The sequence below is a fragment of the Microbacterium sp. Ru50 genome (genome assembly GCF_002920555.1).
In the GTDB taxonomy this organism is placed as follows: Bacteria; Actinomycetota; Actinomycetes; order Actinomycetales; family Microbacteriaceae; genus Microbacterium; species Microbacterium arborescens.
Genome location: NZ_PQSV01000001.1, coordinates 1,426,763 through 1,445,147, shown reverse-complemented (window position 1 = coordinate 1,445,147; position 18,385 = coordinate 1,426,763). Strand labels below are relative to the sequence as shown.

Here is an 18,385-nt window from a genome sequence, read left to right as displayed (position 1 = left end):
CTGATACATCTGCAGGACCGGAGTGACGGGTGGGGCCGGTGACGCGGCGCGAACGCTCACCAGCCCCACCCGTCCGACGGATGTATCGGGTTCGGGCGCGGGTCGGCGCCGGCGGGGGCCTCAGCGCGTGCGGCGGGGGCGCTCGGTGGCCGCGTCGGGCAGCGGGATGGGCGTCGTTCCGGCGACCTCGTCGCTGAACTCCTCGGGCGCGACGACCGAGATCGGGCGCGTCTCGTCGAGCGAGAGCGCGAACCGGCGCGAGCTCGAGCGGTGGACGCGTCCGGAGACGAGCATCCATGTCACCCCGACGCCGAACGCGACCAGGGCGGCGACGGCACCGAGACCGATGGCCGCGCGCGGCCCGAACTGGTCGGCGACCCATCCGACGATCGGGGCGCCGATGGGGGTGCCGCCCATGAGGATCGCCATGTACAGCGCGAGCACACGGCCGCGCAGGGCCGGGTCGGTCGTCGTCTGCACGTAGCCGTTGGCCGTGGTCAGGGTGGTCACGACCGCGAAGCCCGTGAACATCAGCGTCACCGCGTACAGCCAGTAATCCGGCATGAAGGCCGACACCGCGGCGGCCACGGCGAAGAGTCCGGCGCCGAGGATCACGACGCGGATGCGCGCCCGCTCACGACGGGCCGCCATCAGGGCGCCGGCGAGGGACCCGATCGCCAGGATCGAGCTGAGGAGGCCGTACCCGTCGGCGTCGCGTCCGAACTCGATCGCCATCGTCGACGCGAAGATCGGGAAGTTCATGCCGAAGGCGCCGAGGAGGAACACCATCGCGAAAGTGACCATGAGGTCGGGGCGCCCGCGAACGTACCGGAAGCCGTCGGCGAGGCGAGCCGCGCCCGGCGAGGTCACGCGCGGGATGAGCTCGCCCGGCCGGATGAGGAAGAGCGCGACGATCATCGCGAGGAACGTCGCCGCGTTGATGAAGAAGACCCAGCCGGTGCCGACCGCGACGATGACGATGCCCGCAGCTGCAGGGCCGATCATGCGCGCACCGTTGAAGGATGCCGCGTTGAGCGCGACGGCGTTGGCCGCGATCTCGCGCGCGACGATGTCGGAGACGAACGCCTGACGTGCCGGATTGTCGAAGGCCGAGATCATGCCGAGCGTGAACGCGAAGACGTACATGAGCGGAAGCGTCATGACACCCGTGAGCAGGAGCGTGCCGATGATCAGCCCGACGAGCATGAGCGAGCTCTGCGTGACCACGAGCAGACGGCGCCGGTCGAAACGGTCGGCGACCCACCCGGTGACGCCGACGAGCAGGAGCGGCGGCGCGAACTGCAGCGCCATCGTGACGCCCATCGCTCCCGCGTCGTTGTCGGTGAGGCCGGTGAGGACGACCCAGCTGAGCGCCGTGGCCTGCATCCACGCGCCGACGTTCGACACGAGGGCGCCGAAGAACCACACCCGGTAGTTGAACACCGAGAAGGAGCGGAACATCGCAGAGCTCATCGGTCGGCCACCGCCCGCATGATGACGGCGGCGGCGGCCAGAGTCTCACGGTCGGCCGGTTCGAGCTCTTCCAGCGCGTGCTCGAGCCAGGAGTCGCGACGGCGGGTCGTCTCGATCACGACGGTGCGGCCCTCGTCGGTGAGGGCGATGTTGACCTTGCGACGGTCGCCGTCGTCGGGCGTCCGTGTCAGGTAGCCGAGCTCTTCGAGGTGGTTGACGGTGCGGTTCATCGACGGCGCCGATACGCGCTCGCGGTCCGCCAGCTCGCCGAGCGTGTGCGGACCGTGCACGTGCAGGTTCGCGAGCACGGCGTACTGCCCGTCGCTCATCGAATCGACGGCGCGCTGCGCGCGGAGTCGCCGTGCGAGGCGGAAGGTCGCCATGCGGAGGTCGGTCGCGTCGTGCGCGAGATCGATGGCGGACGGCGGGGCGGAGGCGGGGGAGGAGGTGCTCATCTGTGATGTTTAGCTTAGCTCATTAGTCTTGCTAACGGTCTGTGGTGTCCGGAATGCGACGGCCGAAAACGTAGACTCGCCGCATGCCCGAGTTCACCGACGCGCACGGGGTCGCGATCGTCTACGACATCCATCCCGCGCAGGGTGCGCAGCGGGCGGTCGTGCAGCTGCTGCACGGCGTCGGCGAGCACGCGGGCCGTTACGCCGAGCTGGCCGAGGTGCTCACCGCCGCCGGCTTCACCGTCTACGCCGACGACCACCGCGGCCATGGACGCACCGGCATCCGGCAGCACGGTGACCCGAGCAAGCTCGGCAAGCTCGGCCGGGGCGGACTGCACGCCGCGCGCGACGCGTGCGCCGAGCTGACCCGCATCATCGAGCGCGACCATCCCGGGGCGCCCATCGTGCTCCTCGGCCACTCGTGGGGATCGTTCCTCGCGCAGATGCTCTTCGACGACCGGCCGGACGCCTACGCCGGACTCGTGCTCTCGGGGTCGGCGCTGCGCTGGCCCGGATCGCTCAACTCCGGCGACCTGAACGCGCCGTGGAAGGCGCCCGGCGCGAACGGCGTCGAGTGGCTGAGCACGGATGTCGCCGTGCAGCAGAGCTTCCTCGACGACCCACTGACCACGACGACAGCGCTGCCCCGACTGTTCGGCCCCGTCGAGACGCTCAAGCTCATCGGCCGGCCGCGTCGCGACCTCGGGGTCGACGTCCCGGTCCTGCTCATGGTCGGGCGCGACGACACCGTCGGCGGCCCGCGGAGCGTCCACCGTCTCGCCGACGCATACCGCACGCGTTCGGGTCTGACGGACGTGACCACACTCGTGTACCCGGGTGCCCGCCACGAGATCTTCAACGAGGCGGTGCGGGGCGACGTGCAGGCCGATCTGCTCGCGTGGCTCGACGCTCGCTTCCCGCGGGGCTGAGCCGGGGAAGCGAGCGTCGGGGTCACCGGGCGGGGCCGCGCCGGATCGCCGTGACGAGCGGGCGTGACGCGAGGAGCGCCAGCGCGACCGCGCCGAAGCCCGCGACGAAGGTCGCCGCGATGACGGCCATCGTGAGCGGCGCCACGACCAGGCTGATCCCCACGATCGGGAGGGCCAGCGCCACCCCGACGACGGCCCCGCCGGCGGCCGCCCAGCGCAGGGGCAGCATCACGGTGATGCGACGTGCCCGGGCGAGCTCGGCGGGTTCCATACCGAGACGGTCGAGGCCCACGATGAGCTCGCGGTCGTCGAGCACCGACGCCGCCTGACTGACGCCCACCGAAGCGGCGAGCAGGATGAAGCCCGCGCCCAGCGTGACGAGGACGCCGGTGCGGATGTCGGCGAACAGCGTCATCCCGGGCTCGTCGCCGGCGATCTCGGTCAGCGCCATTCCGCTGCCGCCGACGACCGCGATGAACGAGATCATCGCGATGCTCGACACGCGGCGCCACGCGGTGGGGGCGTGTGCAGCGAGCTCGCGGCCGGCGATGAGCTGAGCAGCCGTCCGGGCGCGCCGCGCCATCGACCGTCCGCGCGCCGCGACGATCGGAGTCCCGATGAGGTTGACCAGCGCGAGGGCGCCGGCGAACAGGGCCAGCAGCACCACGATCGACGCAGCGGGGGCCAGGACTGCGCTGACGCTGCTGAACTGGGCCACGATGGTGCCGACGGCGACGATCGCGATCGCGGAGATCACGAGGGTCCGGGTGCGTCGCGGCGGCGCCTCGGTGCGGCGGCGCACGCCGAGAGGGGTCAGCCGCACGCGACGCAGGCTCGCCGCCGCGCTCACGGTGGCGATGAGACCGACCCCGATGACGACGACGAGGACGATCGGCCACCCCGCCCACACCGCGGCGGCGCCGACGGGCCCGCCGAAGAAGGGGAGCAGCCCGACCAGGGGCAACGCGACGCCGTAGGCGGCGGCGCCGACGACGGCACCGGCGAACGCGACGACGGATGCCTCGCCCACCGCCATCGCTCCGACCTCCGTGTTCGTGGCCCCGAGGAGCCGCAGCGTCGAGAGGCGGTCGTTGCGGCGGCGGCTCGACAGGCGGGCGGCGGCAGCCCCGAGGGTCGCCGTCGGGACGGCGAGGAGGATGAGCGCCAGGACGCTGAGCACGCCGTAGAGGAAGGCCATCTCGCCCGCACGCGGGTCGGTGAGGAACATGCGCGTGCCGCCCGCGACGATCAGCATGAGCATCGTCGTCACGGCGAACGCCGTCAGCGGCAGGACGATCGCCGCCGACCCCTGCCGCGCCGGCCGGGCGAGCAGGATCGTCAGAGCTGCGACGCGGCCGATGCCGCCCGGCGCCTCGGAGGCGTGCGCGAGCGGAGCGGGAGGCTGCGGGAGCGAACCGGTCGCGACGACGGCGCTCATCGGGTCGCCCCGGTGGCGGCCGCGCCCGCACGCGCGGGGCCGGCAGACGAGTCGACGATGCGCCCGTCGCGCATCCGGAGGACGCGGTCGCAGCGGCGCGCGACCTCCGCGTCGTGCGTGACGACCACGAGGCTGCGTCCCTGACCGGTCGTGGCGTGCAGCAGCGCGTCGAGCACCTCCGCCGAGGTGGTGGAGTCGAGGGCTCCGGTCGGCTCGTCGGCGAACACGACGGGAGCGCCGGTCACCTGAGCCCGGGCGATGGCGACGCGCTGCGCCTGTCCGCCCGAGAGCTCGCCGATGCGACGGTTCTCCATGCCCGCGAGTCCCAGCGCGCCCAGCCACGCCGCGGCGTGGGCCTCGGCGGCCGCGCGGGCCGTGCCCACGAGAAGCAGCGGCAGCGCGGCGTTCTCGACGGCGGTGAGCTCGGGAAGCAGCAGGTGGTCCTGGAAGACGAAGCCGAGGCTGCTGCGCCGGACCGCGGACCGGTCGGCATCGGGCATCCCGACGAGCTCGCGCGGCGCCGTACCGGGAGCGGTGAGGCGGACGGAGCCGGCATCGGGCGCGATGATCGCGGCGAGGCAGTGCAGGAGCGTCGTCTTTCCCGACCCCGATGCGCCCATGATCGCGACGGCCTCGCCGGCGCGGACGGTCAGGTCGACGCGGTCGAGCGCGGTGAGCGGCCCGTAGCGCTTCACGAGCCCGCGGGCTTCGAGGACGGGGGCGGAGTCGATGGTGGGGTTCATGTCATCCACTCTTCCGAGCGGGGCCCGCGCCGTCGTCCGTCGCGAGGTGTAACGGCATCCATCGGGCGACCGATCCTCCGCCCGGTCCTAGGCTGGACGCATGCACGGCGAATACAAGGTCCCCGGAGGAAAGCTGGTCGTCGTCGACCTCGAGGTGCGCGATGGCCGCATCGCCGATTTCCACCTGGCGGGCGACTTCTTCCTCGAGCCCGACGACGCGCTCGCCGACATCGATGCGGCCGTGACGGGCCTGCCCGAGGAGTCGGATGTTGCCACCATCGCGGCCGCCGTCCGTTCGGCGCTGCCCGACGGCGCGCAACTGCTCGGCTTCACTCCCGAGTCGGTCGGCACCGCGGTTCGCCGCGCGATGATCACCGCCCCGGGCTGGCGCGAGTTCGACTGGGAGGTCGTCCACGACCGCGCCGTGTCGCCGAGCATGAATCTCGCGCTCGACGAGGTCCTCACCACCCGCGTCGGCGACGGGCGCCGCAACCCCACCCTGCGCATCTGGGAGTGGAACGAATCGGCCGTCGTTATCGGGTCGTTCCAGTCGTACCGCAACGAGGTCGACCCCGAGGGCGCCGCGAAGCACGGCTTCGACGTCGTGCGCCGCATCTCCGGCGGCGGCGCGATGATGATGGCGGCGAACTCGATCGTGACGTACTCGCTGTACGTGCCGGCATCCCTCGTCGCCGGGCTGACCTTCGCCGACTCGTACGCCTTCCTCGACGACTGGGTGCTCGAGGCCCTCCGCTCGCTCGGCATCGAGGCGACGTACCAGCCGCTCAACGACATCGCCTCGCCTTCGGGCAAGATCGGCGGCGCCGCGCAGAAGCGTCTCGCCAACGGCGGGGTGCTCCACCACGCCACGCTGTCGTACGACATGGACGGGCAGGTGCTCACCGAGGTGCTGCGCATCGGCCGCGAGAAGCTCAGCGACAAGGGCACCGTCTCGGCCGCCAAGCGCGTCGATCCGCTGCGGAGCCAGACGGGTCTGCCGCGCGACGCGATCATCGAGCGGTTCATCGAGGTGTTCTCGAAGCGCTACGGCGCGGTTCCCGGCACGATCTCGGACGAGGAGTACGCCGAGGCCGAAGCGCTCGTCGAGTCGAAGTTCGCGACGGACGCCTGGCTCAAGCGCGTTCCCTGACCCGCGGCGTCGTCAGCGGCGCGTCTGCGACAAAGCCCAGTGGGCTCGGGCGAGACCGCCGAGCGGCGCCCGCGTCAGGGTGGCGGCATCCGATTCGCTCAGGATGCCGCCGTCGACCGCCACGCGCAATGCGGTGGCGATGTCTTCCCGTGCCTGTTCCTGTCGTGAGCCCGGCAGTGCGCCGACGGCGGCGCGCAGGGCTTCGACTCCCGTCCGCGGAGCCGAAGACCCCCCGGCGCGACGCCCGGCTCGGACGATGGCGGCGACGGTGACGGCGGACGCGATGCCCTGCACGGCGAAGGCGCCGATGATGAGGCCGGGGGCGCCGGTGTCATCGGAGCGCAGCGCGACGATGATGATCGCGAACGCGGCGAAGAGCACCGAGACGGCATTGATGGACAATTGGGAACCGCTCGCCTCGGCGCGCCCGCTCGCCAACTGTCGCCACAGCATCGGACGCGATGCCGCCGCCACGATCGCCAGCGCACCGGCGACGAGGGTCGGCACGGTCAGGTCGGATGCCGTTCGGGCGGGGATCACGACGACCCCGGCGGCGATGATCGGTAGGAACTCCAGCAGTGCGACGCCCAGTGAGCGGAACATCGACCGGCGGCCGACGGGCCGGCGGCGCTCTTCGTCCGACGCATCCAGCAGTTCCTGGACCGCCGGTTCGTCGGCGAAGGCGGCGCGCTCGATCAGCGCGGCGTCGAATCCGCGCCCGGACTCCACGAGTTCGCGGGCCGCGGAGGCGGCGGAGCTCTCAGGCATCGTCTTCTGCTCTCACCCGCACCCCGTCAACCGACGAGCGCTCGCACCGATGCGTAACCGTCGGCCACGACCGTCGGCACCGACGGCGCGGCGCCGAACATCCGCGTCGTCCGCTCGTCCGGCGTCCATCGCGGCCAGCCCGGACCGCCGGTCCGGACGAACGACACGGCGGCGCCGTGCATCGCGTCGGCCAGCTCCTGCGGCGGCTGTGGCCCCGCAAGCTTCGCGACGCCGTCGGCGCCCAAGGCGTCCCACCAGAACGGCACATCGAGGCAGTGCAGCGCCCAGCGCTTGGTCGGCGAGGGCCAGCTGAATCGGTAGGCCCACGTCGAAGAACCGCCACGGGTCCGGGCGACGAGGGGCACGGTGTCGCGGAAGATGCGGTCGGTGGCGTAGCGGCCGAGGAATGCGGCGGTGCCGAGTCGTCGCTGCGTACGGTTGTCGCGGATGTAGCGCCAGCGCATCGCATGGCCGACCCCGAGTGCGGCAAGCGCCAGCGCCGGCGGGACGAGACGCAGCGGGCCGGCGACCCCGTCGGTGATCATCGTGAACTCGTCGTCCGTCGTGCCGAGCACGAGCGACTTGTCCGCGCCGACGCCGGCAGCGAGCGCATCGAGGGTCGGGCGCGGGATGAGCTCGCCGTCGACGACCGGTCCCCACGTGAGCCCGTCGGCGAGCCGCGAGCGCACCGAGGCGATGATGCTGCCGTGCCGCTCCGATTCCAGCGCTTGCTGCGCCCCGAGCACCGTGAGCTCGTCCACGCCGGCGAACGCCTCGCGGGTCGGGGCGATCCCGAGGCGCGCCGCGAGCCGGCCGGTCGCCGTCGCCGCCCGGGCGGGCGGCACGTTCGTCAGGGCCGCAGAGATGGACAGCACGCGATGGAACAAGTGCTGGGCATCGGGCATCCCGAGCAGAGTGAGCACCGCGCCGCCGCCGGCGGACTGACCGGCGATCGTCACGTCATCGGGGTTTCCTCCGAACACGGCGACGTTCGCCCGCACCCATTCGAGGGCAGCGATCCAGTCGCGCACGGCGCGGTTGGTCGGGGCGCCGGGGAGGAGGCCGAAGCCGTCGAAGCCGAGGCGGTACGAGACCGTGACCACGACGATGCCCGCCCGCGCGAACGAGCCGCCGTCGTACCAGGGGCTCGCGGGGGAGCCCTGCACGAAACCGCCGCCGTGGATGTAGACGAGAACGGGATGCCGTGCGACGGTGCCCGCCTCGCCGGACGAGTCCGGCGCGAACACGTTGACCGACAGGGTGTCGTCGCCGGGGATCGACGGCTCGGGGATGAGGGTGTCGCCGTGGTCACCGCGCTGCGGCGTCGGTCCGTAGGCGGTCGCGTCGCGGACGCCGTCCCACGGCTCGACGGGCACGGGCTCGCCGAAGCGCCGTGCGCCGGTCGGCGGCTGCGCGTACGGGACGCCGAGGAAGACGAGGGTTCCGTCGTGGCGACGCGTGCCGCGCACGCGGCCCGCCGCGGTGGCGCGAACGAGGTTCCCGCCACCGCTTTCCCCCGCTGCGGCGCTCATCGCGTCCTCCGGGCGCGACGCATCAGCCGGGGGCGGGTTCGGGCGCCGAGCTCCTGCCGGCCGGCGGGGATGAGATACGCCAAGCGGACGATGAGGATGACAGCTGTCAGGACGACCCATGCGGTGTCGCGCCCGGTCAGCGCCTGCAGTGGCGCGGCGGCGACCGGGGCCGCGGCTGTGACCACCGCGAGCGCGTAGAACACGATGTTGCGTCGGTACCGGCCGCTGATCGAGAACGGTGACACCTCGTACGCGAGGACGAGGACGGCGACGACGATCGCGGTCGCGAGGGAGAGCCCGGCGTTGTCGGAGGCGTCGGCGAACACGGCCGGCAGCACCAGGACGAGGGGATAGACCCCGCCGAACTCGAGCAGAAGATTGCCCCACTTCATATGCAGGCCGAACTGATCGTCCTGCAGGCGCGACAACGAGCCCGACGCGTTCGCGTAGACCTGCGTGGCTCCCAGAGTCAGGATCGTGGCGACCAGCAGGAAGATCCGCAGCGCTTCGGAGAAGTCGGTGATCGTCAGCGAGAAGCCGAGCAGGAAGGTGAGTGCCGCCAGGACGGCGCCCGCCTCACCCGTGCTGACGGACGTCTCGTCGGCGCGCAGGCCGGGTCGGTCCTCGACCTCGAAGGTCGAGACCTCGAAGAACGTCCCCTGCACGCTCTTGATGACGCTGGTCACGGCGTTCGCGTCGGCGCTCAGCAGATCGAACAGGTGATCGGTCGCCGCCACCGGGACGAGGACGCGGTCGTCGGGATCGGCGACCAGCTGCCGGCTCTTCAGCTGGAAGTAGAGACGGTCCTTGCTCGGACCGAAGTAGGCGTGGATGCCGCGCGATCCGACGAAGCCGCTCCGGGTCAGCAGGTCGATCATCGCGACGTTCCTGGGGCTGGTCACCGTCGTGGCCGAGGGCCGCGGCGACATCCCCTTCACCGTGTCGGAGAAGTGCCGGACGAGCCGCGCTCCGATCCCGGCGCGCTGGTGGTCGGGATGAACGGCCAACGCGGCGAGGTAGACGTGCTCGGGGCCGAGTCGTTCGGTCTGCAGCATCCCCACCACGGAGTCGCCGATGACGGCGAGCGTGATCTGTTCACCCGCCAAGGCGCTCTCGAGCTCGCCCGGGTGAGCGGGCTCGACGTCGTCGCGCCCGGGCGGGAAACACAGCCTGTCGAGTTCCCGGACAGCGGGAAGATCATCGGGACCCGCGGGGCGGAGAGAGACGGAGACGGTCGCAGACACAGTCCGAAGCTAGCGGACTCCGCGGCGCCTCGGTGAGGCAACCGCGGGTCAGGCGATGCGGCGGACCTGCACCGTGATTCGGTCGGCCGTCGGATGCTGCGCGCACAGTTCGTCGGCGACGGCGCGGGCCACCTCGGGGGTGCGTGCGGATGCGGCGACGGAGATGGCAGCGGCAGCGGTCACCACCTCGCCATCGGCCGTGACGAGGACGCCGTTCATCGGTGCCGCCGTCTCTCGGTGGAGCGCGGATGCCGCTGCTCCCAGCACGCGGGTCAGCGGCGGGCGGGGGTCGTGCACGGCACTGACCCCGGGCACCTCGACGAGGGGGCGCGGAGCCGACGGGTCGACGATGGAGACGGGCTCGATCATGCGGTGTCCTTGGGCGGGAAGGGACGGTGGAGGTCTTCGACGGTGACGTCGACGGCGGTGACGTTCAGCTCGGTGTGGTGGGCGAGCGCGTCGGACACCGCCCGGCGGACCGCTCCGGCGGCGGTCGGCAGCGACTCGCCCCACGCGACCGACGCGGTGATGTCGACGGCGATCGGCGCATCGGGCACCTCGACGTCGCCGATGATGCGCGAATGGCCGATGAAGACGCCGTCGATCGCGTCGCCGCTGGCGCGGATGAGAGCTTGCACGGCTCCCTCGGTGACGGTCATCGAGACCCGGGGATCGGGATGCGAGAGCGGGATCGAGCGCCCGGCCCGCAGCTCGGCCCGCACCGCGTTCATCACGCCGTGGAACCAGTTCTCCGAGGGCTCGGGCATCTCCGCGGCATCCGCCGCGATGAGCTCGCGTGACAACCGCCCCGCGCGCTCGAGCGCGTCGAGGGCGTTCAGACAGTCGGGACAGGTCTCGATCTCGGGGTCGTACGGCGAGCGACCGCTGTCGAGGTAGTCGCTGATCTCGTCGATCGTCTTGCCGCACTCGAGAGTCATGCCATCGGCATCCATCAGCGCCACCCCGCCATCTGGATCGTGATGCTGGCGCGGGCGCGGGACAGGTTTCCTCGAACGGTGCTGAGAGGGAGGTTCATCTCTTCTGCGATCTCGGTATAGCTGAGCGACCCGACTTCTCGGAGCAGCCAGCAGCGGCGTTGGGCTTCCGGCAGCGCATCGAGTGCAAGAGAGAGCGCTTGCAACTGTGCGTTGCGGATGGCAGCGGCCTCGGGGAGGAGACCCGCCTCCGCGGCTCTGTCGAATCCGTCCAGTGTGTCATGGTCGGGGCGCTTCCTGAGATGCGCATACGCCTCGCGGCTCGCGATCTTCATCAGCCACGCCTTCACGGCGTTCGGGTCGCGCAAGGTGGACAGCTGCCGCCACGCGGTGAGGAAGGCCTCCTGCACGACGTCGTCGGTCTCCGAGAGGGTACCGACGATGCGGTACACGTAGGCGCGGACGATGCGGGTGTGCCGATGAAGGAGGACGTCGAAGGCATCGGCGTCTCCGGAGGCGGCTCGGGCCGCCAGGATGCCGTCGGGCGCGGCCTGCAGGTCGGGGTTCGACCCGCTGTCTTCGGCTCGCATCGTTCCCCCAGAAAACTTCTCGAACTTTTTTGTGACGAATCCGGATGAGCCGCCCTCTTATCTGTAGAGCGAACGTAACGCTCACCGAATGACGAGCCGAGAGCTTGCATCGGACAACGCAGACAGATAAGGAAACGTCATGGCTGAGGACCAGAAGAACACCGCCCCCGCTGCTGAGACCACGAAGTCGCAGGCCGCCGCGCCGCAGGCTTCGCGCGTCGACCGCACGTTCTCGTCGTCGCGTGTCCCGGCCGACACCGATGCCGCGGGCAAGACCACGATCGCCGACGGCGTCGTGGCGAAGGTCGCCGGCATCGCAGCCCGTGAGGTCGCCGGCGTCTACGCCCTCGGTGGCGGCGGAGCCCGCGCCTTCGGTGCGATCCGCGACGCCATCAACGCCACCGACCTGTCGCAGGGCGTCAAGGTCGAGGTCGGCGAGACCCAGGCCGCAGCCGACCTCACGATCGTCGTCGAGTACCCCGCGCCGATCCAGGAGGTCGCTGACAACGTCCGTGCCGCCGTCGCCGGTGCCATCAGCCGACTCGTGGGCCTCGAGGTCGTCGAGGTCAACGTCGAGGTCAACGACGTGCACATCGCCGGCGCTGACGACGACGACGAGTCCGAGTCGCGCGTCGCATGAGCGCCACCGTCTCGGGTGCGCTCATCGGCGCCATCCTCGCCGCCGCCGCCCTGCTGTTCGGCTTCTGGGGATTCCTCCTCGTCGCCCTCTTCATGGCGATCGGTGCCGCGGTCGGCCGCATCGCGTCCGGCAAGCTCGACGTCCGCGGGCTGGCCGACGTGCTGACCGGGCGGCGCACCTCGTCATGACCGTCGCAGAGGCCATCCGTCCCGGTGGCGGCGTCACGGCCGCCACCGGCGGGGCGTCCGGTCTCGCCGGACGGGTCGATGTGCGCGAGCGCGTGGTGCGGAAGGTCTCGGAGCAGATCGCATCCCAGGTCATCGGCGTGGACGTCGACCGTGTGTCGGTCACGGCATCCGATCACCGGGGTGGGGTGGCCGTCCGCATCCAGGCGCCGTTCCCCGTCCCGTCGCTCGACGACACCGAAGCGGTGCGAGCCGCCGGAGCCGTCGTCGACATCGCCCGTGAGGCCCAGCGCCGCGTGCAGGAAGAGCTCGGCCGCGTGCTGGGGAAGCCCGTCACGCGCGTCGACATCACCGTCATCGGCGCCACGACACCCGCAAGGAGGAGAGTCCGATGAGCAGTCCCGTGCTGCGCCGCGTCGTGCGGCGTGAGACGCACTCGCCGCGCACCGTCGCGATGATCGTCGCCGTCGTCCTCGTCATCCTCGCGCTCGTCTACGTCGGTACGGAGATCGTGCTGAACCTCGCCGGTCAGCCGGCCCTTCTCCTCGGTCCCGCCGCCGCCTTCGGGTGGGTCGTCGGACTCCCGACGGAGGTACCGGTCGGCGTCAGCGTCGCCATCGGCGCGGTCATCGCGGTGCTCGGCGTCATCCTCGTGGCGCTCGCCGTCGCCCCGGGCCGCCTGTCGAAGCACCAGCTCGTCGTCGGTGAGAGCGCCGTCGTCGCCGACAACGGCGTGATCGCCTCGGCGATCGCGCAGCGGGTCAGCGACGAGAGCGGACTGCCCCGCGACCAGGTGCGGGTCGGTGTCGGCCACCGCTCGGTCGATGTGACCCTCACCCCCGCGGTGGGAGTCCCCGTCGACGAGACGCAGGTCCGCGCCCTGGCGGACGCGGAGCTGGAGTCGTATCGGCTCGCGTCGAAGCTGCGCACCGCGGTGCGGGTCGAGCGGCCCCGCGAACAGGAGGAGAACGCATGAACAACACCAATCGCGCGGTCAACCGCACGATCCTCCTGATCCTGGGACTGGTGCTCGTCGTCGTCGGCGGCGGAATCATCGCCGGCGCGGTGTGGCCGGCAGCCGCCGACACCTGGACCTCGGTCGGGTCCGGGGCCGAGGACTGGGCGAAGCAGGCGTGGGATGCCACCGTCATCGCGGGCACGAGCCTCACCTGGCTCGCCGTCGGCGTGCTCGCCGCGCTCGCGCTGCTGGTCGTGCTGCTGATCGTTCTGGTCGTGCGCAGCATCCACGGCCGCCGCCGGACCGCACTCCGGGCGACGGGTGCGGAGAGCGACCTCGGCCGCATCACGGTCACCGAGGGATTCGCGGCGGACGCGCTGAAGAACGCGCTCGCCGACCGCGACGAGATCCTCAGCGCCCGTGTCACCGCGAACGACATCAAGAAGCAGCCGGTGCTGCACGTCAGCGTCACTCCGCGGCAGAACACCTCGCCGCTGCACGTGGCCGAGACCGTCGAGCGTCTCGTCGGCAACCTCGGCACTCTGACGGGTCAGCAGCTCACGACCTACATCTCCATCCACACGGGGCTGCGCGCGAAGCTGGCGCACGACCAGCGCCGCCTGTCCTGACCGCACACGTCCACAGCCCCGCCCGGGGCGTCACCACCGAAGGAGAGGAGCCCATCATGGGTCTCGACGACAAGATCAAGAACGCCGCCCAGGACATCGCCGGCAAGGCGAAGGAGGCCATCGGCAAGGCGACCGACAACGACAAGCTCGAAGCCGAAGGCAAGGCCGACCAGGTCAAGGCCGAGGCGAAGAAGACGGGCGAAGACGTCAAGGACGCCTTCAAGTAAGTCGCGTGAACGCAGAGGGGGGTGCCGGGCCGGCATCCCCCTCTCGTCGTGCGTGCGTGGTTGTCGGGCGCGGTATCAGCCGTCGCGGCGCGCGCCCGCCGACGGGCTGACCGAGAAGATCGTCGGAGCCGCGTAGCCGGCATCCGCGAATGCCTTCTCGACGGCGCCGGCCACCGCGTCGACGGCACCGGTCTCGACGAGCGCGATCGCCGCGCCGCCGAAGCCGCCGCCGGTCATCCGGGCCCCGATGGCGCCCGCGCCGCGCGCCGTCTCGACGGCGAGGTCGAGCTCGGGCACGGAGATCTCGAAGTCGTCGCGCATCGAGACGTGCGAGGCGTCCAGCAGCGATCCGATCGCCCGCGGCCCCTGCTCGCGCAGGGTGCGAACGGTGTCGAGAACGCGCTGGTTCTCGGTCACGATGTGGCGGACGCGGCGGAAGGTGACGTCGTCGAGGATGCCGGCGGCGCGGTCGAGGTCGTCGACCGACAGGTCGCGCAGCATCGGGACGCCCATGAGCTGCGCGCCCTTCTCGCACGAGGCACGGCGCTCGCCGTAGCCACCCGTGGAGTGCGCGTGCTTGACGTTGGTGTCCATCACGAGCAGCGTCAGCCCCGCGGCGGCGAAGCCGAGCTCGACCTCGTCGGTCTCGAGCGAACGGCAGTCGAGGAACGTCGCGGCATCCGGCTCACCGAGCATCGAGGCCATCTGGTCCATGATGCCCGTGGGCGCTCCGACGGCCTCGTTCTCGGCGCGACGGCCGACCTGGGCGAGCGCGACGCGGTCGAGTCCGAGGCTCCACAGCTCGTTGAGCGCCGAGGCGGTGGCGCCTTCGATCGCGGCGGACGACGACAGGCCCGCGCCGACCGGCACGTTCGACGCGAACGCGAGATCGGCGCCGGTCAGCGTGGTCGGGTCTGCGCCGGCGGCCTGGATCAGTGCCCAGGCGACGCCCAGCGGGTACGCGGACCACTCGGGCACGGCGTGCTCGCCACCTGTGGTCGGGAAGATCGCGTCGAGGTCGGCGATCGCGACCTCGACCGGCACGGTGTCGAACGTCGAGATGACCCGCAAGCGCCCGTCCGTGCGGGGGGCGAGCGCGACGTGCGTGCGGTGGGGAGTGGCGAACGGGAACACGAAGCCGTCGTTGTAGTCGGTGTGCTCGCCGATGAGATTGACGCGGCCCGGGGCCGACCATTCGCTCGTCGCGGTCGCGCCGAGGGAGGCCAGCAGGTCGCGCGCGTCGGTGCGCGGATCGGTGTCGGTCACAGGGTCACTCCTTCTACAGCCTCGCGAATACGCGCAGCCGCGGTCTCGGGCGGGATGTCGCCGATCCAGGCGCCCATGGCGGCCTCGGACCCGGCGAGGAACTTGAGCTTGTCGGCTGCGCGGCGCGGGCTCGTCAGCTGCAGGTGCAGGCGGGCGGTGTCGCGGGCGTGGCGGACCGGTGCCTGGTGCCATGCCGCGATGTACGGCGTCGGGGTCTCGTACAGTGCGTCGATCCCGCGCAGCAATCGCAGGTAGAGCGGGGCGAGCTCGTCGCGCTCGGCCTCGTTCGTCTCGGCGAAGTCGGCGACGTGCCGGTGGGGCAGGAGGTGCACCTCGATCGGCCAGCGCGCGGCGAACGGGACGAACGCCGTCCAGTGCTCGCCGCGGAGCACGACCCGGGGACCCGCCTGCTCGAACTCGAGGATGCGCTGGAACAGATCGGGAGCCGTGCGGTCGATCGAGTCGAGCAGGCGCGTCGTGCGCGGTGTGATGTACGGGTAGGCGTAGATCTGCCCGTGCGGGTGCGGCAGGGTGACGCCGATCGCCTCGCCGCGGTTCTCGAACGGGAACACCTGCTCGATGCCGGGGAGCGCGGACAGCGCGGCCGTGCGATCGGCCCACGCCTCGATGACGGTACGGGCGCGGGTGACCGTCTGGGTTCCGAAGGATCCGGCGTGCTCGGGGGAGAAGCACACGACCTCGGTGCGTCCGACGCTCGTGCGGGTGCGGCCGAGGCCCAGGTGCGCGAGGTCATCGATGCCGCGGGGCGGGTCGGATGCCGCGGGTGCGCCGCCGAACGCCTCGGCGAGGGCGGGGCCGAACGACGGCGACTTGTTCTCGAAGACGGCGACGTCGTAGCGCGACGGGATCTCGGAGGGGTTGGTCGGCGTCTGCGGGGCGAGCGGGTCGAGCTCGGCCGGGGGCAGGAAGGCGCGGTTCTGGCGCGATGCCGCGATCGAGATCCAGTCGCCCGTCAGGATGTCCTGCCGCATCGTCGCGGTCTCCGGGCGGGGGTCGAGGGTGCGGGCGTCGACGGCGCGCTCGGGGCCGAGCGTCGTGTCGGGGTCGTCGTAGTAGAGAAGCTCGCGGCCGTCGTCGAGGCGCGTGGAGCGTTTGACGACGCCCGCGCCGAGCGGCACGGCGGGAGGGGCGCTGATGTTCACGATAACACGCTACATTCCGGCCGTGATATCGTCAACACACCCCGACGAGAGGACCGGCATGCGCGTCTCGATGGCCCAGGTGGCGGCTCACGCGGGCGTCTCGGCGCAGACCGTCTCGCGTGTGGCCAACGGCAGCCCGCGCGTCGATCCCGCGACGCGTGCCCGGGTCGAGGCGTCCATGGCGACGCTCGGCTACCGCATGCATCGCGCCGCCCGGGCGCTGCGCACCGGCCAGACCCGCACGATCGGCCTCGTCGTCTCGACCCTCGCCTCGGTCGGCAACTCCCGCATGCTGCAGGCCATCGCCGACGCGGCGGCTGAGCGCGACTACGCCCTGGCCGTGGTGACGGTCGCCGGTGCGCGCGACATCGCGGAGGCGTTCGCCCAGCTGCGCGACCAGGGCGTCGACGGAGCGATCGTGCTCAACGAGGCGACGCGGCTCGCTCGCGACACCGCACCGCCCGCCGACCTCCGCCTCGTCGTCGTCGACTCGCCCCCCGACGACCGCTTCGCCATCGTGCAGACCGACCACGCGGGAGGCGCCCGACAGGCGACGCAGCACCTGCTCGAGCTGGGGCACACGACGGTGCACCACCTCGCGGGGCCCGCAGCCTCGTTCGCGGCTCAAGAACGCGAGCGCGGGTGGCGCGAGGCGTTGATCGACGCGGATGCGGCGGTACCCGAGGTCGTCCGCGGCGACTGGACCTCACGCGGCGGTCACGCGGCCGGTGCGGCGCTCGTGGATGCCACCGCGGTGTTCGCCGCGAACGACCAGATGGCGCTCGGCCTGCTCCGTGCCTTCAGCGACGCCGGTCGCGCGGTGCCGGACGACGTCGCGGTCGTCGGATTCGACGACGTGGTGGATGCCGCGGAGTACCGGCCGCCGCTGACGACCGTCCGCCAGGACTTCGACGCCCTCGGCGCACGTGCCGTCGAGGCGCTCGTGGAGGTCATCGAGTCGGGCTCGACGGCCCCGGCGCACACCATGCCCACCGAGCTCGTCGTCCGCGCGAGCTCTGCGCTGAGGTGAAGCGCCCGCGTGAGCTCAGCTCAGCATGTGGGTCCGGTCAGACGGATGCCGCCCGGCGCGCCTCCCAGCCGGTGCGCACCATCTCGTCGACCGAGTAGCGGTTGGCCCACTCGAGGTCGCGGGCGGCGAGCTCGCCGGTGGCGACGATGCGGTCGGGGTCGCCGGGGCGACGCGGGCCGATCCTCGGGGTGAAGTCGATGCCCGTGACGCGGGCCATCGCGTCCATGATCTCGCGGACCGACAGGCCGTTCTGCGACCCGAGGTTGTAGGCCGGCTCGACGTTCTCTCCGGCCGCGAGGCGCTGGGCCGCGACGACGTGGGCGGCGGCGATGTCGGCGACGTGGACGTAATCGCGCACGTTCGTGCCGTCTTCGGTGTCGTAGTCGTCGCCGTTGATCTGCGGGGTCTCGCCGGCGATCAGCTTCTCGAAGACGATGGGGAAGAGGTTGTGCGGGCTCGTGTCGTACACGGACGGGTCGCCCGAACCCACGACGTTGAAGTAGCGCAGCGAGGTGTGGCGCAGGGGTGCGGGGGAGCCCGCCGTCGCGACCGCCTGATCGCGCAGCAGCCACTCGCCGATGAGCTTCGACTCGCCGTAGGGCGATGCGGGGCGCTTGGGCAGGTCCTCCGTGACGAGCGGAACGTCGGGAGTGCCGTAGACGGCGGCGCTGGAGGAGAACACGATCTTGTCGACGCCCGCGGTCTCCATCGCCTCGAGCACGATCCGCGTGCCCTCGACGTTCTGCGCGTAGGTGTGCAGCGGGCGCGTCACCGAGACGCCGGCGTACTTGTAGCCGGCGACGTGGATGACGCCCTCGACGCCGTGCTCGCGCAGGGCGCCCTCGACGAGCGGGCGGTCGAGGATCGAGCCGCGGACGAACGGCACGCCCTCGGGGACGAACCCGGCGTGACCGCTCGACAGGTCGTCGAGGACGACGGGGTCGAGACCCGCCGCGGCGAGGGCGCGCACGACATGCGCGCCGATGTATCCAGCACCACCGGTGACCATCCAGCTCATGACATCCATCCT

The 18,385-nt window shown here is 71.6% G+C and carries 22 protein-coding genes; 9 read left to right on the top strand and 13 right to left on the bottom strand.

Translation table 11 applies throughout. The features are described 5' to 3' along the window. Positions 1–120: 120 nt before the first annotated feature. Positions 121–1,461: an MFS transporter gene (locus tag C3481_RS06880; protein WP_258039039.1), complete on the bottom strand. Its 1,341-nt coding sequence runs from the start codon at positions 1,459–1,461 to the stop codon at positions 121–123. A gap of 8 nt (positions 1,462–1,469) precedes the next feature. Then, positions 1,470–1,928, bottom strand: a complete 459-nt coding sequence (locus C3481_RS06875) for a MarR family winged helix-turn-helix transcriptional regulator (protein ID WP_023952558.1) — start codon at positions 1,926–1,928, stop codon at positions 1,470–1,472. An 83-nt stretch (positions 1,929–2,011) separates the two neighbouring features. On the opposite strand from C3481_RS06875, the gene C3481_RS06870 reads away from it, so the two are divergent. After that, complete coding sequence (locus C3481_RS06870; RefSeq protein ID WP_023952556.1) at positions 2,012–2,857, top strand: alpha/beta fold hydrolase; 846 nt, start codon at positions 2,012–2,014, stop codon at positions 2,855–2,857. A 22-nt stretch (positions 2,858–2,879) separates the two neighbouring features. On the opposite strand, the gene C3481_RS06865 is transcribed toward C3481_RS06870, so the two are convergent. Together C3481_RS06865 and C3481_RS06860 are read right to left on the bottom strand one after the other, a co-directional pair. Beyond that, positions 2,880–4,295, bottom strand: coding sequence for an FtsX-like permease family protein (locus tag C3481_RS06865; RefSeq protein WP_083990622.1), 1,416 nt, complete (start codon positions 4,293–4,295; stop codon positions 2,880–2,882). Then, complete coding sequence (locus C3481_RS06860; protein ID WP_023952554.1) at positions 4,292–5,038, bottom strand: ABC transporter ATP-binding protein; 747 nt, start codon at positions 5,036–5,038, stop codon at positions 4,292–4,294. Before C3481_RS06860 ends, C3481_RS06865 begins: the two co-directional genes overlap by 4 nt. 100 nt (positions 5,039–5,138) lie before the next feature. Between C3481_RS06860 and C3481_RS06855 the strand changes: the two genes are divergently transcribed. Beyond that, entirely contained in the window at positions 5,139–6,188 is a 1,050-nt protein-coding gene (locus tag C3481_RS06855; RefSeq protein ID WP_023952552.1) for a biotin/lipoate A/B protein ligase family protein, read from the top strand. A gap of 12 nt (positions 6,189–6,200) precedes the next feature. On the opposite strand, the gene C3481_RS06850 is transcribed toward C3481_RS06855, so the two are convergent. The 6 genes from C3481_RS06850 to C3481_RS06825 are packed head-to-tail and all read right to left on the bottom strand — an operon-like array spanning position 6,201 to position 11,257. Then, positions 6,201–6,956: a hypothetical protein gene (locus tag C3481_RS06850; RefSeq protein ID WP_071918550.1), complete on the bottom strand. Its 756-nt coding sequence runs from the start codon at positions 6,954–6,956 to the stop codon at positions 6,201–6,203. A 26-nt stretch (positions 6,957–6,982) separates the two neighbouring features. Then, positions 6,983–8,488, bottom strand: a complete 1,506-nt coding sequence (locus tag C3481_RS06845) for a carboxylesterase/lipase family protein (protein WP_103841335.1) — start codon at positions 8,486–8,488, stop codon at positions 6,983–6,985. Beyond that, positions 8,485–9,732 (bottom strand): N-acetyltransferase, encoded by a 1,248-nt coding sequence (locus tag C3481_RS06840; protein ID WP_064956260.1) that lies wholly within the window; start codon positions 9,730–9,732, stop codon positions 8,485–8,487. Before C3481_RS06840 ends, C3481_RS06845 begins: the two co-directional genes overlap by 4 nt. A gap of 48 nt (positions 9,733–9,780) precedes the next feature. Further along, complete coding sequence (locus C3481_RS06835; RefSeq protein WP_103841333.1) at positions 9,781–10,101, bottom strand: hypothetical protein; 321 nt, start codon at positions 10,099–10,101, stop codon at positions 9,781–9,783. Further along, entirely contained in the window at positions 10,098–10,670 is a 573-nt protein-coding gene (locus tag C3481_RS06830) for an Asp23/Gls24 family envelope stress response protein (protein ID WP_237049111.1), read from the bottom strand. The genes C3481_RS06835 and C3481_RS06830 overlap by 4 nt, the downstream gene beginning before the upstream one ends. A gap of 14 nt (positions 10,671–10,684) precedes the next feature. Further along, positions 10,685–11,257, bottom strand: coding sequence for an RNA polymerase sigma factor (locus C3481_RS06825; protein ID WP_023952541.1), 573 nt, complete (start codon positions 11,255–11,257; stop codon positions 10,685–10,687). 139 nt (positions 11,258–11,396) lie between these two features. Here C3481_RS06825 and C3481_RS06820 point away from each other — a divergent pair, with 139 nt between their 5' ends. Genes C3481_RS06820 through C3481_RS06795 form a run of 6 tightly spaced genes read left to right on the top strand, consistent with a single transcriptional unit; the run spans position 11,397 to position 13,896 of the window. Beyond that, positions 11,397–11,897 (top strand): Asp23/Gls24 family envelope stress response protein, encoded by a 501-nt coding sequence (locus C3481_RS06820; protein WP_023952540.1) that lies wholly within the window; start codon positions 11,397–11,399, stop codon positions 11,895–11,897. Then, a complete protein-coding gene (locus C3481_RS06815; RefSeq protein WP_023952539.1) occupies positions 11,894–12,085 on the top strand; it encodes a DUF2273 domain-containing protein in 192 nt (63 codons plus the stop codon). Before C3481_RS06820 ends, C3481_RS06815 begins: the two co-directional genes overlap by 4 nt. Beyond that, on the top strand, positions 12,082–12,477 hold the full coding sequence (locus tag C3481_RS06810; RefSeq protein WP_023952538.1) for a hypothetical protein: 396 nt from the start codon (positions 12,082–12,084) through the stop codon (positions 12,475–12,477). Before C3481_RS06815 ends, C3481_RS06810 begins: the two co-directional genes overlap by 4 nt. After that, the gene (locus tag C3481_RS06805) at positions 12,474–13,058 is read left to right on the top strand and encodes a hypothetical protein (RefSeq protein ID WP_023952537.1); all 585 of its coding nucleotides are present in this window, start codon (positions 12,474–12,476) and stop codon (positions 13,056–13,058) included. The genes C3481_RS06810 and C3481_RS06805 overlap by 4 nt, the downstream gene beginning before the upstream one ends. Next, entirely contained in the window at positions 13,055–13,669 is a 615-nt protein-coding gene (locus tag C3481_RS06800; RefSeq protein ID WP_023952535.1) for a hypothetical protein, read from the top strand. Before C3481_RS06805 ends, C3481_RS06800 begins: the two co-directional genes overlap by 4 nt. A gap of 56 nt (positions 13,670–13,725) precedes the next feature. Further along, the gene (locus C3481_RS06795) at positions 13,726–13,896 is read left to right on the top strand and encodes a CsbD family protein (protein WP_023952533.1); all 171 of its coding nucleotides are present in this window, start codon (positions 13,726–13,728) and stop codon (positions 13,894–13,896) included. 75 nt (positions 13,897–13,971) lie between these two features. Here the strand turns inward: C3481_RS06795 and galK are convergent, their stop codons facing one another. Both galK and galT read right to left on the bottom strand, forming a co-directional pair. Then, entirely contained in the window at positions 13,972–15,162 is a 1,191-nt protein-coding gene (galK, locus tag C3481_RS06790) for a galactokinase (protein ID WP_064956256.1), read from the bottom strand. Beyond that, on the bottom strand, positions 15,159–16,319 hold the full coding sequence (gene galT, locus C3481_RS06785; protein ID WP_036305144.1) for a galactose-1-phosphate uridylyltransferase: 1,161 nt from the start codon (positions 16,317–16,319) through the stop codon (positions 15,159–15,161). The genes galK and galT overlap by 4 nt, the downstream gene beginning before the upstream one ends. 64 nt (positions 16,320–16,383) lie before the next feature. Between galT and C3481_RS06780 the strand changes: the two genes are divergently transcribed. Continuing rightward, a complete protein-coding gene (locus tag C3481_RS06780; protein WP_088380964.1) occupies positions 16,384–17,355 on the top strand; it encodes a LacI family DNA-binding transcriptional regulator in 972 nt (323 codons plus the stop codon). Between the two features lie 37 nt (positions 17,356–17,392). Here C3481_RS06780 and galE read toward each other — a convergent pair whose 3' ends face one another. Continuing rightward, on the bottom strand, positions 17,393–18,373 hold the full coding sequence (gene galE / locus C3481_RS06775; protein WP_071919438.1) for a UDP-glucose 4-epimerase GalE: 981 nt from the start codon (positions 18,371–18,373) through the stop codon (positions 17,393–17,395). Positions 18,374–18,385: the final 12 nt, after the last annotated feature.